We start from the raw sequence: 13580 nt of genomic DNA on the forward strand, positions 1-13580 counted from the left end.
AGCAGGGCGTGGCGCCGGAATCCGGCAATGGATTCCGGCGTTCGCCTATGCGCCGCTCAGCAGGCGCCGGGTGCGTTCCGTGAATCCGTTGTTGATGTGTTTTTCCACGATGCTGCAGGCTTGTTCCAGGTCGTCGCCGCACAGGGCCTGAACGATGTCTCGATGCTCGGCGATGGATTTGCGCACGTACTCCTGAGAAAAGGTCAGCCGGTTGCGCATGGCCAGCACTTTGGTGCTGATCATCCGGTAGGTATCCAGCAGATAGGGATTGTCGGCATGGATCAGGAAGAGGCGATGGAAGCCGTGGTCCAGCGACCGGTAAACCGCCAGGTCGATCTTCTCCCACAGGCATTCCGAGGCCTTCAGGTTCTTACCCAGGTCCACCAGCAAGGCAGCCCGGTTGGCCTTCATCGCCGCACGGATGGCGCCTTGTTCCAGCATGATGCGCAGCGTGCTGATGTCGCTGATTTCCTTCTCGGTCAGGGAAAAGATGAAAGTTCCGCAGCGCGGCTTGGCTTCCACCAGCCGCTCGCCGGAACTCAGGCGCAATAATGCTTCGCGGATGGGCGTCTTGCTCAGCTTGAACATTTCCGACAGGCGGGTCTCGGTGATCTGTTCTCCGAATTCGAGATCTCCGCTCACGATCATCTGGCGAATCTTGTCTTCCACCACTTCGGTCAGTGATCTGGGGATTTCGATGCTGCAGGACTGATCTCGACGCATGGGTTCGTCCCCTTTCGAATTTTTTCCCTCCGCCGCACGTTCGCGCCTCGGCTGCGCATGCAATCCGTGCGAGAACAGCCGCATGGTAACGGCTAAAGCCTCTGCCATCCATCGTTTCCGCTGATATATCAGATACCGGATGCCACGTGTATCCCATTGTTTGGCATTGTTTTTTCCAGTAATCACGGAGCGGATTGGCGTCATATTTCATACATCGATGCCAGTGGATTGACGCCTGTTCGGCCCATTCCTAACGTGTTGTCCACGCATGCGACGGCAAGCCCGAAGCGCCTCGTCGCCGTGGAAATCGTTTCGTTCAAGGGAGTCTGCAATGAACAGTGCGAACCTGCCGGAGTTGGGCGAACAGACCCTTCGGATCGTCAAGCGGAAGATCATTCCGTTCGCTTTCATCCTGTACTTTTTCAATTACATGGATCGGGTCAATGTCGGTTTTGCCGCATTGCAGATGAACGAGGCGCTCAATATTTCGCAGACCGAGTTCGGCACGATCGCCTCCGCCTTCTTCATTTCCTACCTGCTGTTCCAGATTCCCGCCAACATGGCCATCCAGCGCCTGGGCGCGAGACGCTGGATCGGTTCGATCGTCGTCGCCTGGGGAAGCGTCACGCTGCTGATGTTCTTCGTCAGAAACGTCGATCACGTCATTTATGCGCGCTTCCTGCTCGGCGTCTGTGAAGCCGGCTTCTTCCCCGGCATGATCTATTACCTGGCCTGCTGGTTTCCCGCCAAGGAGCGTGCGCGCGTCACTTCGCTGTTCATGCTGGCCATTGCCGTCTCCTCGGTCGTCGCCGCGCCGATGTCCGGCTGGATCGTCGAGCACGTCAACACCCGGAACTACGAAGGCTGGCGGTGGCTGTTCGCCATCGAGGGCCTGCCGACCATCGCGTTGGGCGTGATGACCTTTTACCTGCTGCCCGATACGCCGGACGATGCCAGGTGGCTGGACGCCCGGCAGCGGCAATGGCTCGCCGACGAACTGGGGCGCGAGCGGGCAGGCGCGCAAAACACCGGGAAGCCCAGGCTGGCCGCCGTCCTGGGCGAGCTCACGCTGTGGAAGCTGGCCTTCATCTACATGTTCATCCAGGCGGCGTCGCAGGCGTCCAACTACTGGCTGCCCGGCCAGGTGAAGGGGTTTGCCGAGGGACTGACCGACACGCAGGTCGGTCTGATTATGGCCGTGCCCTTCGTCTGCGCCATGTTCGCGATGCCGTTGTGGGGAGCGCATTCGGACCGGACGGGCGAACGCAAGTGGCACGCGGCCTGGCCGATGCTGCTGTCCGGCATCGCTTTCCTCGTCATCGCCAGCGTTTCCAGCATGACGCTGCGCATCCTGGGCATGGCCATGTTCGGCATCGGCATCCTGAGCTTCTACGGACCCTATTGGGCCATTCCCCCCGCGCTGCTTTCGCCGGCCGGTCTGGCCGTCAGCATCGCCTTCATCAATTCCTGTTCCAGCCTGGGCGGCTTCCTGACCAACAAGGCGCTGGGCCATGTCGCCCAAACCTACGGTTCGCATGGCGTGTTCATGGTCGAGGCCGCCCTGTGCGCCGTCTCCTTCCTGCTGCTGATCACCATGCGCATTCCCCGGCAGGTGCCTGCCGTTCCCGCCAAGGCATGACCTGGCAATCCGTCGTAGTCGTCAATCAAGGAGGCAATACATGAAAATCACGAGCGTCGAAATTTTCGATTGCGAAGTCAATCGCCGGGACCCGCGCATGGCGCGCTTCAATCCGGTCATCATCCGCATCCATACCGACGCCGGCATCAGCGGTCTCGGCGAGGTGGGGCTGGCCTACGGCGCGGGCGCCAAGGCCGGTTTCGGCATGGTGCGCGACCTCGCGCCGCGGATACTGGGCAAGGACCCGATGAAGATCGAGGCCATCTGGGAAAACCTGTTCCGGGCGACCTTCTGGGGGATGGGGGGCGGCAACGTCTTCTATGCCGGGATGAGCGCCATCGACATCGCGCTATGGGACATCAAGGGCAAGGCGCTCGATGCGCCGGTTTACCAGCTGCTGGGTGGAAAGACCAACGATCGGCTCCGTTCCTACGCCAGCCAGTTGCAGTTCGGCTGGAGCGACACGCACCAGATGCTGACCCGGCCCGAGCATTACGCCGCCGCCGCCGGCAAGGCGGTTGCCGAAGGCTACACCGCCATCAAGGTCGACCCGCTGCAGGTCGACTATAACGGGGGGCCGCCGCTGGACTGGGAGATCAACCAGAACTATTTCGGCCTGCTTTACCCGAGCCAGCTGCGCATGGGCGTCGAACGCATCGCCGCCATGCGCGAGGCCGTCGGCGATGACGTGGACATCATCATCGAGATCCACTCCCTGCTGGGGACCAACGCCGCCATCCAGTTCGCCCGCGCCGTCGAAAAATACAACATCTTCTTCTACGAGGAGCCGGTGCATCCGCTCAACACGGACAACATGAGGCTGGTCGCCCGCAGCATCAACATCCCGGTCGCCACGGGCGAACGCTCCTATACCCGCTGGGGCTATCGCGAGCTGTTCGAGAAACAGTGCGTGGCGGTCATCCAACCCGATCTGTGCCTGTGCGGGGGACTGACCGAGGGCAAGAAGATCTGCGATTACGCCAACATCTACGATGCCACGGCGCAGGCGCATATCTGCGGCGGCCCGGTGTCCACGGCGGCGGCGCTGCATCTGGAAGCGGCGATTCCCAACTTCATCATCCACGAGCACCATACGCACGGCCTCAAAGCCTGCATCCGCGAGCTTTGCACCAACGATTACCAGCCCGTCGAACGGCTATTATTCGATTCCCGACCTGCCGGGGCTGGGACAGGAGTTGAACGAGTCCGTCATGAAGGATTACCTGGCCTGCACGATCGAATGATCGGCTGCGTCGATGGCCGCCGGCGGGCCGAGATTCATCGGTTGGCGCCGGCGGCAATCGTCCCGGTACGGGACGATCGGCGGCGTCGCGGCAGGCGGGGCCCGGCTTTTCCCGGCTAGGCGCCGTCCGGCGGGTTGCGTTCGCTGCGCGAGATACTCTCCAAAGGGGAGGTACGCCCCCTGCGGGCGGCCGGGCGGGGGCGCTTTTGCCGGCGCGGGTCCCGCACCCATTGCATCAGGCTGTCGTTGAGCTGCGTGAGCGCCCGGATGAGCTGCTGCTGCTCCTCGGCGCTCCAGCTTTCAAGCAGCGTTTCGATCCGCTTGACGCGCACGGCGCTCATTTCGGCGCACAGCGTCCGGCCCTTCGCGGTGGCGACGAGGACAGAGCTCCGGCCGTCGTCCGGATCGGGCTCGCGCGTCACCAGGCCGCTCTTTTCCAGCGCGCTTATCTGGCGGGCGATCGTCGTGTGGTCGAGCACCAGCGCGTCGGCCAGGTCGCTGCTCCGGCGCGGGGCTTCGATCAGCATGCGCAGGATCAGGTAATGCGACCGTTCGATCGGGTAGCGGCGCAGCCGGTAGAACCGCCTCCTGCAGGCGGGCCAGCCTGGATAGCGTGAGGTCGAGCTCTTGTGCTATGGCCTGTCCTTCCATTCGGGCTTCCTCCTTTTTGCCGGGCAATTGCTCGACTTGTCTTTTGTGTGTATCATACACGTATTGATGATTACTCAGAGGATAACTCGGATGGAGCAGCAGGCGTCGGGTGGTACGGCACGTTTTTTCGATCAACCGAAAGCCGTCTGGGCGACGGCTTTCGCGTGCGTGGTGGGGTTCATGTCGATCGGGCTGGTCGATCCGATCCTGACGTCGATCGCGGAGGGGCTCAATGCGACCGCCAGCCAGGTGTCGCTGCTGTTCTCCAGCTATTTCCTGGTGACGTCGCTGATGATGCTGGTCACCGGCTTCGTGTCGAGCCGTCTCGGCGGGCGCAAGACGCTGCTGCTCGGCGCCGGGCTCATCGTTGTCTTTGCCGCTCTTTCGGGCACCTCCGGCTCGGTCGCCGAACTGGTGCTCTACCGCGGCGGCTGGGGATTCGGCAATGCGCTGTTCGTCGCCACGGCCCTGGCGGTGATCGTCGCCGCGTCGCGCCACGGGACCCGCTCCGCCGTGCTCGTCTATGAGGCGGCGATGGGCATCGGGCTGTCCGCCGGTCCGCTCATCGGCGCGGCGCTCGGCGCGCACGCCTGGCGCTATCCATTTTTCGGCACGGCGACCCTGATGGCGATCGGCCTGGCGGCCATCGCCATCTATCTGCCGGAGACGCCGAAATCCGGCACCAAGACCTCGCTCGTCGCGCCGCTCCGCGCGCTCGGCCACCCCGGCTTGTTGGCCGTCTCGGTCAGCGCCTTCTTCTATTACTACGCCTTCTTCACCGTGCTGGCTTTCGTGCCCTTCGTGCTCCAGCTGTCGGCGCATGCGGTCGGCCTCATCTTTTTCGGCTGGGGCCTGCTGCTGGCCGTCTTCTCGGTGATCATCGTGCCGCGCCTGCAGGCGCGCTTCGGCGCCCTGGCCGTGGTCGGCGTCGCCTTGGCCGGGCTGGCCGTGCTGCTGCTGGTCATGGGCGTGGGCTCGAAGGGCGCGGTCGCCGTCTGCGTGGTCCTGAGCGGCGCGGTCATGGGCGTCTGCAACACGGTGTATACCGAAATGGCCATGGAGGTATCCGACGTGCCGCGCCCGGTGGCCTCCGCCGGCTACAACTGCCTGCGCTGGATCGCCGGGGTGGCCGCGCCTTTCGTCGCGCCGACGCTCGCCGAGCATTTCGGGCCGATGTCGACGTTCTCCGTGGCGGCGCTGGCCGCCTTGATCGCGCCGGCCATACTGCTGGTCCGGCGCAAGGAGCTCAGCGTTTACGGGCACCTCGTGGCCGAGACGCGCAGTGCCGCCGTGCCCGCCTTCCGGCCGCTGGTCCTGGCCGCCGTCGATGGCAGCGGGCAGGATGACACGGTGGTGCGCAAGGCCATCGAGATCGCCGGCTCGGTGGCCGGCTGGGTGACGATGGCGCACGTGCAGATGCTGGAAGTGGCGGGCGAGGAGGCCATCGCCGATGAAACAGCGGAACAATCGGCGGCGATCGTCGCCCGGTCGCTGCGCCCCGTCGAGGCAGCGGGAATGCCGGGCGCGTCGATGATCCTCGAAGCCCCGGACGGGCTGGCGCCCCGGGTTCTGCTGGAGCGCGCGCAGGCGGTCGGGGCGCGCTACCTCGTCGTCGGCGCGCCCCACCGGAACGCGGCCGACGTGGTTCATGGCAGTTTTTCGCGCGCGGCGCAGGCGCTGCCGCACAGCGCGCTGGAACTCGTCGTCGCCTGTTGAACGGCCCGCCGGTCAGTCCAGCCGCGGATAGTCCGTGTAGCCGACCGTGAAGTCGGGCAGGCCGTAGCCGTAGAAGGTCTCCGGCCGCGGCGCGTTCAGCGCGGCGCCCAGCAGGAAGCGCCGGGGCAGGTCGGGATTGGCGATGAAATCGATGCCGAAGGCCACGGCATCGGCCTCGCCGGATTCGATCAGCCGCTCCGCGCCGTCCTTGCTCATTCTTTCGTTGGCGATGTACACCCCGCCGAACGCCGCCTTGAGCTGCGGCCCGAGGCGCGGCGACTCCAGGGATTCCCGGGCCAGGATGAAGGCGATCCCGCGCCGGCCGAGTTCGCGCGCGACGTGGCCGAACGTCGCCGCCGGGTCGCTGTCGCCCATGTCGTGCGCATCGCAGCGCGGCGCGAGGTGCACCCCGACCCGTCCGGCGCCCCACACGGCGATGGCCGCGTCGGTGGCTTCCAGCAGCAGGCGGGCGCGGTTTTCGATGCTGCCGCCGTAGGCGTCGGTCCGCCGGTTGGTGCTGTCCTGCAGGAACTGGTCGAGCAGGTAGCCGTTGGCGCCGTGCAGTTCGACGCCGTCGAAGCCGGCGGCCTCGGCGTTGATCGCCCCCTGGCGGTAGGCCGCGACGATGCCGGCGATCTCGCCGGTGTCGAGCGCGCGCGGCGTGACGAACGGCCGCTTCGGACGCAGCAGGCTGACGTGGCCCGCGGCCGCGACGGCGCTGGGCGCGACCGGGCGTTCACCGCCCAGGAATTCCGGGTCCGAGATGCGGCCGACGTGCCACAGCTGCAGGAAGATGCGGCCGCCCGCCGCATGCACGGCCTGCGTGACCCGCTGCCAGCCCCGCACCTGCTCGTCCGACCAGATGCCAGGCGTGTCCGGGTAGCCGACGCCCATCGGCATGACCGACGTGGCCTCGCTGATGATCAGCCCGGCGCTCGCGCGCTGCGCGTAGTACTCGGCCATCAGCGCGGTCGGCACGCGGCCGGCGCCCGCGCGACAGCGGGTGAGCGGGGACATCACGACGCGGTTGGGCAGCACCAGGTCGCCCATCCTCAGCGGGGTGAAGAGGGGATTCATGCGCCTCCCTCCCATCCTTCCAGCACGATCTTGCCGCGCGCCGTGCCGGATTCGATCAGCGTGTGGGCGCGCCGGAGATTGGCGGCGCTGATCGTGCCGTAGTGTTCGGAAAGCGTGCTGCGCAGGGTGCCCTTGTCCAGCAGGGCGGCCAGCTCCTCCAGGATCAGGTGCTGCGCGATCATGTCCGGGGTCTCGTAGATGGCGCGGGTGAACATCAGCTCCCAGTGCAGCGAGAGCGCCTTGCGCTTGAGCATCCTGACGTCGAACGGCGCCGGGTCGTCGATCAGCCCGAGGCGGCCCTGCGGGCGCAGGCTTTCGACGATCTCCGCGATATGCCGGTCGGTCTGCGTCAGGCTGGCCACATAGTCGACCTGGGGAATGCCGAGGCGGGAGAGTTCCGCCGAGAGCGGCCGGCCGTGGTCGATCACGTGATGCGCACCGAGATCGCGCACCCAGTCGGCCGTCTGCGGCCGCGAGGCGGTCCCGATCACCGTCAACTGCGTCAGCTGCCGCGCGAGCTGCACCAGGATCGAGCCGACCCCGCCGCCGGCGCCGACCACCAGGATCGACTGGCCGGCGCCCGCGCCGCGTTCGATGCGCAGGCGGTCGAACAGCAGTTCCCAGGCGGTCAGCCCGGTGAGCGGCAGCGCCGCCGCCGCGGCGTCGTCGAGCGACGCGGGCGCGTGGCCGACGATGCGCTCGTCGACGAGGTGCAGCTGGCTGTTCGTGCCCGGCCGGGTGATCGAGCCGGCGTACCAGACGCGGTCGCCGGGCTTGAACACGCTCGTCTCGGGGCCGGCCGCGCGCACGATGCCCACGGCGTCCCAGCCGAGCACCTTCGTTTCGCCGGCCTCCGGCCTGGTGCCGCGCCGGACCTTGGTATCCACGGGGTTGACCGACACCGCGCGCACTTCCACCAGCAGGTCGCGCCCGCGCGGCACCGGATCGGGCAGGGTGAATTCCGTCAGCGCGCCCGCGTCGTCGATGGGCAGGCCGAACTGTGTGGCGGTATAACCGATCGCCTTCATTTGCTTCCTCCTGGAAAGATCGCCTTGAAAACGTCCTGGTGGACCCGCCGGGGAGCGTGGCGTTTCATTTGCGGCGGAAAAACGAACGACCACGGCGACACGGCGGACACGGCGAGAGGCAATGCCTCGTTTTCCGCCGTGCCCGCCGTGTCGCCGTGGTCAGACTGCTTTTTTGTCCTAATCCACCAGCCCCGCGAAGAGCGGCGTGGAGAGGTAGCGTTCGCCGAACGAGGGAATGATCACCACGATCAGCTTGCCGGCATTCTCGGGACGCCGGGCGACTTCGGCCGCAGCCCACAACGCCGCGCCCGAGGAGATGCCGACCAGCAGGCCTTCCTTCTGCGCCGCCGCGCGCGCCGTGGCGAAGGCGTCGTCGGCCTTGACCCGGATCACTTCGTCGTAGGCCGAGGTGTTCAATACCTCCGGTACGAAGCCGGCGCCGATGCCCTGGATCGGGTGCGGCCCCTTCGGCCCGCCGGACAGCACCGGCGAGGCGTCCGGCTCGACCGCGATGGCCCGGAACGACGGCTTGCGCGGCTTGATCACCTCGGACACGCCGGTGATCGTACCGCCGGTGCCGACGCCGGAGATCAGGATGTCGACCTGCCCGTCCGTATCCCGCCAGATTTCCTCGGCCGTCGTCTGGCGATGGATCTCCGGGTTGGCCGGGTTCTTGAACTGCTGCAGCAACAGGTACTTCGGATCGGAGGCGGCCAGTTCCTCGGCCTTCTTGATCGCCCCGCCCATGCCTTCCGGCCCCGGCGTCAGGATCAGCTCGGCGCCGAAGGCGCGCAGCAGCGCGCGGCGCTCCTTGCTCATGGTTTCGGGCATGGTCAGCACCAGCTGGTAGCCGCGCGCGGCGGCGACCATGGCCAGCGCGATGCCGGTGTTGCCGCTGGTCGGCTCGACCAGGATGGTGTCGGGCTTGATCTGGCCGGCCCGCTCGGCGGCGGAAATCATCGCCTCGCCGATACGGTCCTTCACACTGTGTGCGGGATTGAAGTATTCGAGCTTGGCGGCAATGGTGGCCACCGCCCCCTCGGCAATGCGGTTGATGCGCACGAGCGGCGTGTTGCCGATCAGATCGGTGACGCTGTTGGCTATGGGCATGGTTTCCTCCTGTCTGGTTCGATGGCGCCGACGTCGCTGAATGCGCGAAATGCATGCGGTTCACGACAGGGTGTCCGGATCGGCGATTCGCCTAATTTACGCCCGCGCAAGGCCGTTTTGAACGACTTAATTTCTATATGAATATCTCCATAAAGAATATGTGCGATATTTATATCAATTTTTTATTATAAGAAGTCCGGTTGAGGAAAGGTGGCCTGCCGGCGGGCCGACTCGACAAAGAGGCTCCGTGGATGTACAGTAACACGTACATATCTGGAGCCTCGCCATGGATGCCATCACCTATACGACCGTTCGCGCCAACCTTGCCAAAGCCATGGATCGGGTTTGCGACGATCATGAAGCCCTGATCATCACCCGTAACGGAGAGCAGTCCGTGGTGATGCTCTCGCTCGAGGATTACAAGGCGCTGGAGGAAACCGCCTACCTGCTGCGCACGCCGGCGAACGCGAAGCGGCTTCTTTCTGCAGCCGCCCAGCTGAATGCGGGCAAGGGCGTCGAGCGGAAGCTGGACCAGTGAAGCTGATTTTCGCCGACGAGGCGTGGGAAGACTATCTGTATTGGCAGAAGCAGGACAGGAAGATGGTCGAGCGGATCAACAAGCTCATCCGTGAGATCCAGCGCGAACCCTTCTCCGGCATTGGCAAGCCCGAACCCCTGAAGCACGCCCTTTCCGGGTTCTGGTCACGCCGCATCACGGATGAGCACCGCATGGTGTACCGCGTTGACGGAGACGACCTGCAGATCGCTCAGCTGCGCTTCCATTACTGAGGCGCCGGCGCTGGACCCACGTGGAACGGCCCCGTCATCTTGCACAGGCAAGCGTGATCGCCACGCATGCGGCGGCCAGCAGGCACGCGGGAAACAGGGTCACGAAGCCGACGCTGTGAGGTCTGCCGGGCTTTGGATAGGCGCCCAAGGTGAAAAGGCGCAGGAGCGATTTCCCCAGCCCGTACATGCGGATGCTCAGAGGATGGGGATCGCGTGGCAATGCGGATGATTTTCCGGCCTCCGGAAGCTCGCGCCCGCTGCGCGGCGTGTCGGGGTCCACGAGTTCTTTCACGATGGCCTTCACCGCATCAACGGTGGCGAGTTCCCGGGTGATGGCGCGCCCGTCCCTTTGGGCGAAGTAGCGGACAAAAGTGTTGTCTTCCGTGATCCTGATGATGTCGAAGCCTCCGACATTCATGATCTTTTCCTTCTTGTACATCGTTGGTTCCGAAAAGCCTGAATGGAGCGAAATGGGCCGGAGCAGCGGCGCACGGCCGTGCGCCGCGGCGTGCGGCGGGGCCTACTTGGCCTTGTAGATCAACACCGTGCGGTCGTCGAAGCTGACGTTGCCTTGCTGCAATCCCTTGGTGGAAGGAGACTTGAGGCGCTGCGGATCGTCCTTGAGGAAGGCGGCGAACGTCTTCTCGTAGCTGTCCACGCTGGCTTCGGGCGGATATTCCTCGTAGCCGTCCGAGCTCAGTTCGATGACCTTCGGCGTCTTGTCGAAGCGCCACGTGCGGATTTCCTCGGGCGGGATCGGGAATCCGTCGATGGCCCAGTACTGGAAGGCCTTGGGCGCCGTGGGATTGTTCTGGAAGATGGACTGGCGTTCGAGCAGCGGCAGGATGTAGTAGCGGCCCAAGTCGTTCTTGGCCACCTCGGCGTCGGAGAGATTCAGGTGCCGGATGACCTTCACGCGCAGGTCGCTGTTGAGCAGGTCCACCAGCTTGCCCGCGTCGTTGTAGGCCACGCCGTTGACGCGCGCCTTCGAATCGCCCACGGCGGCCAGCTCCTTCCGGGCGAAGCTGTACCAGATCAGCGTGGCGGTGGGGCGCCACAGCGGATTCCTGGCGAAATCCATGTCGGGATGCGCCGCGTAGAACGCCTGGTAGGCGGCGTTGATGCGTTGCAGCACGTCCTCCTTGCCGGCGTCCGGCGGCAACTGTTCGAACACGCCGGCGATCAGCTCGCGCGCGATGCGGCCGCCTTTCTTGCCGTCGTAGGATTTGCCGGACTTGTCGGTGGCGCCGTCGAACACGGCGATGAAGTGATCGCTGTAGAACAGGCCGTCCTCGCACCGGGCGTTGCCCGCGGGCGTGGCGCCTTCCTTGCCCTGGATGAAGTATTCGACGCCGCCAGAATCGATCGCGGCGGCGACGGGCCGGTCATAGACGACGTCGGCCATGCAGCTCAGGGAGGCCAGCAGGGCGGCCAGGGTCAGCAGGGATTTCACGCCATGTCTCCCGGTACGGGAGCAGGGAAGGGTATCGGTAGTCGGCGGCATGGGAACTCCTATGGGCGGTTGAAGGGCTGGCGATGGAGGCATGTCCAGCGGCGGCGGGATCGTGTCCGGGAGCGGTCCCGGCACAAACGCCGCAGTTTACCGGCGAGGAGATTTTATGTCTACAGAATACGACGTTTAAATTTTGTTAAGACGGCGTCCGGCCGGCGGTCAAGCCGCGCCGGCGCGCCGGACGAATTCCGCCTGGATATGGGCGCGCGCCGCCGCCATGTCCGCGAAGATGCCGGCGGCCAGGGAGAAGTCGTGGTGCCGCGACATTGCGGTCGGCACGGCGAGGCACTCGACGCCGGCCAGCGACGCGGCCCGCAGCCCGTGCTCGGTGTCCTCCACGGCCAGGCACTCGTCGGCGCGCAGCCCGAGCCGTGCGAGGGCGAGCAGGTAGCAATCGGGCGCGGGCTTGCTGTGGCGGACGTCGTCGCCCGAGACGACGACGCTGAACAGCGCCTCGAAACGGTAGGCCCGCACCGTCGCGCGCACGCCGTTCGCGTTGGCGCCCGTCACGATCGCCAGCCTCAAACCGAGGTCCGCCAGCCCGGCGACGGCTGCGCGCACGCCCGGCATGAGCGGAAACGCGGTGCTGGACAGGTACCTTTCGGTGGCCAGGTTCTTCTCCAGCGCCAGCGCCGGCGGGTCCGCGGGCAGGCCGTACCGCTCGACCAGCGTGGCGGCGTTGGCGGGCGTGGGAACGCCGGCGTAATGCCGCGTGTACTCGGCCTCGGAAAGTTCGATCCGGTATTTCCGCAGGACGGCGTTCCACAATTCCAGATGGATCGGCTCCGAGTTGACGAGCGTGCCGTCGTGATCAAAGAGTACCGCGCGTAGAGGCATATGACGCCAGGCAAAGAGTCGCGAGGCCGGTCAGGGTAAACCGGAAAGCCGGATCGATCAAATCCCTGCCGGATGCGGCCGGGGCGCGGCGTCCGGGAAGCCTGTCCGCAGGTGCCGCGGCGCCAGTTCCGCCACGGAGGCCACGCCGAGCTGCCCGAGCGTGCGGTCGAGTTCGGAAGCGAGGATGGCGAGGGCCTTGTCGATGCCCGCGCGGCCCGCGGCGGCGGCGCCGTAGAGCAGGGCGCGGCCGAGCAGCACGGCGTCGGCGCCGAGCGCGAGCGCCTTGGCGACGTCGGTGCCGCGCCGGAAGCCGCCGTCGATCAGGAGTTCGAGGCCGGGGCAGGCCGCGCGTACGCTTTCCAGCGCCTCCATCGGCGAGATCGCGCCGTCGAGCTGGCGGCCGCCGTGGTTGGTCAGCACGACCGCGTCGGCGCCGAGCTCGGCCGCCCGCCGGGCGTCGCGCGCGTGCAGGATGCCCTTGACCACCAGCTTGCCGCGCCACTGATCGCGCAGGAAGCGCAGGTCGTCCCAGCGGATGGCGGGATCGAGGCGCGAGACGATGAACGCGGCGCCGCGCCCCTTGCGGTCCTCGGCCGGAAAGTAGCCGGCGAGGTTGCCGAAGCCGGGCACGCCGCGCCCGCGCCCGATCACGTCGAGCACCCAGCCGGGATGGCAGGCGGTGTCGAGCATGGAGCGCAGGCTCAGCTGCATCGGCGCGCGGAAGAAGCGGCGCTCGCTTTCGCGGTTGCCGAAATGCACGCAGTCGGTGGTGAACACCAGCGCCTCGCAGCCCGCCGCCTCGGCGCGCCGCAGGAGGTCGCGGGTGATCTCGCGGTCCCGGAGCATGTAGAGCTGGAACCAGAAGCGTCCGCCCGGAGCCTCGCGCGCGATGTCCTCGATCGACGCGCTGGACATCGTGCTCAGGGTGAAGGGGATGCCGGCGTCGCGCGCGGCCTGCGCCAGCAGCACGTCGGCGCGGTGGCACAGCATGCCGTTGAAGCCGGTCGGCGCGACGGCGAGCGGCATCCGGGCCGGCGCGCCGAGAATCCGCGTCTCCAGCGAGCGTTGCGAGGCGTCGACCAGCGTGTCCGGCACGAAGCGCCAGCGTGCGAAGACCTGCCGGTTCCAGTCCAGGGTGGCGTGGTCTTCCGCGCCGCTTTCCAGGTAGGCGAGGGCGAAGCCCGGCACGCGCCGCCGGGCGAGCCGGCGCAGGTCGTCGATGTTGAGCGCCCGGTCGAGAGGGGATCGCGTCAT

Annotated in this window: 14 protein-coding genes; 5 read left to right on the top strand and 9 right to left on the bottom strand. The window is 66.3% G+C overall.

The window, feature by feature from the left end; all coding sequences use genetic code 11:
• Positions 1–45: 45 nt before the first annotated feature.
• Positions 46–927 (bottom strand): GntR family transcriptional regulator, encoded by an 882-nt coding sequence (locus tag QM701_RS19720; RefSeq protein WP_415168704.1) that lies wholly within the window; start codon positions 925–927, stop codon positions 46–48.
• A 127-nt stretch (positions 928–1054) separates the two neighbouring features.
• Here QM701_RS19720 and QM701_RS19725 point away from each other — a divergent pair, with 127 nt between their 5' ends.
• On the top strand, positions 1055–2362 hold the full coding sequence (locus QM701_RS19725; protein ID WP_415168705.1) for an MFS transporter: 1308 nt from the start codon (positions 1055–1057) through the stop codon (positions 2360–2362).
• A 40-nt stretch (positions 2363–2402) separates the two neighbouring features.
• Complete coding sequence (locus QM701_RS19730) at positions 2403–3725, top strand: mandelate racemase/muconate lactonizing enzyme family protein (RefSeq protein ID WP_415168706.1); 1323 nt, start codon at positions 2403–2405, stop codon at positions 3723–3725.
• Here the strand turns inward: QM701_RS19730 and QM701_RS19735 are convergent.
• Positions 3722–4177: a MarR family winged helix-turn-helix transcriptional regulator gene (locus QM701_RS19735; RefSeq protein ID WP_415169435.1), complete on the bottom strand. Its 456-nt coding sequence runs from the start codon at positions 4175–4177 to the stop codon at positions 3722–3724. The two genes, QM701_RS19730 and QM701_RS19735, sit on opposite strands and share 4 nt — an antisense overlap.
• A gap of 169 nt (positions 4178–4346) precedes the next feature.
• Here QM701_RS19735 and QM701_RS19740 point away from each other — a divergent pair, with 169 nt between their 5' ends.
• Complete coding sequence (locus QM701_RS19740) at positions 4347–5972, top strand: MFS transporter (protein WP_415168707.1); 1626 nt, start codon at positions 4347–4349, stop codon at positions 5970–5972.
• A 12-nt stretch (positions 5973–5984) separates the two neighbouring features.
• On the opposite strand, the gene QM701_RS19745 is transcribed toward QM701_RS19740, so the two are convergent.
• The 3 genes from QM701_RS19745 to cysK all read right to left on the bottom strand — a co-directional run bounded on the left by QM701_RS19745 (position 5985) and on the right by cysK (position 9187).
• Positions 5985–7049 (bottom strand): alkene reductase, encoded by a 1065-nt coding sequence (locus QM701_RS19745; protein WP_415168708.1) that lies wholly within the window; start codon positions 7047–7049, stop codon positions 5985–5987.
• Positions 7046–8077, bottom strand: coding sequence for a zinc-binding alcohol dehydrogenase family protein (locus tag QM701_RS19750; protein WP_415168709.1), 1032 nt, complete (start codon positions 8075–8077; stop codon positions 7046–7048). Before QM701_RS19750 ends, QM701_RS19745 begins: the two co-directional genes overlap by 4 nt.
• A gap of 177 nt (positions 8078–8254) precedes the next feature.
• The gene (gene cysK, locus QM701_RS19755) at positions 8255–9187 is read right to left on the bottom strand and encodes a cysteine synthase A (RefSeq protein WP_415168710.1); all 933 of its coding nucleotides are present in this window, start codon (positions 9185–9187) and stop codon (positions 8255–8257) included.
• 286 nt (positions 9188–9473) lie between these two features.
• Between cysK and QM701_RS19760 the strand changes: the two genes are divergently transcribed.
• Both QM701_RS19760 and QM701_RS19765 read left to right on the top strand, forming a co-directional pair.
• Positions 9474–9725, top strand: coding sequence for a type II toxin-antitoxin system Phd/YefM family antitoxin (locus QM701_RS19760; protein WP_415168711.1), 252 nt, complete (start codon positions 9474–9476; stop codon positions 9723–9725).
• Positions 9722–9976 (top strand): Txe/YoeB family addiction module toxin, encoded by a 255-nt coding sequence (locus QM701_RS19765; protein WP_415168712.1) that lies wholly within the window; start codon positions 9722–9724, stop codon positions 9974–9976. The genes QM701_RS19760 and QM701_RS19765 overlap by 4 nt, the downstream gene beginning before the upstream one ends.
• Positions 9977–10010: 34 nt before the next feature.
• Here the strand turns inward: QM701_RS19765 and QM701_RS19770 are convergent, their stop codons facing one another.
• The 4 genes from QM701_RS19770 to QM701_RS19785 all read right to left on the bottom strand — a co-directional run bounded on the left by QM701_RS19770 (position 10011) and on the right by QM701_RS19785 (position 13580).
• Complete coding sequence (locus QM701_RS19770) at positions 10011–10415, bottom strand: hypothetical protein (RefSeq protein ID WP_415168713.1); 405 nt, start codon at positions 10413–10415, stop codon at positions 10011–10013.
• Between the two features lie 81 nt (positions 10416–10496).
• Entirely contained in the window at positions 10497–11429 is a 933-nt protein-coding gene (locus tag QM701_RS19775) for a hypothetical protein (protein ID WP_415168714.1), read from the bottom strand.
• A 219-nt stretch (positions 11430–11648) separates the two neighbouring features.
• A complete protein-coding gene (locus QM701_RS19780; protein ID WP_415168715.1) occupies positions 11649–12326 on the bottom strand; it encodes an HAD family hydrolase in 678 nt (225 codons plus the stop codon).
• A 57-nt stretch (positions 12327–12383) separates the two neighbouring features.
• A complete protein-coding gene (locus tag QM701_RS19785) occupies positions 12384–13580 on the bottom strand; it encodes an alpha-hydroxy acid oxidase (RefSeq protein WP_415168716.1) in 1197 nt (398 codons plus the stop codon).

This window comes from Propionivibrio sp. (genome assembly GCF_047602565.1).
Lineage (GTDB): Bacteria > Pseudomonadota > Gammaproteobacteria > Burkholderiales > Rhodocyclaceae > Propionivibrio.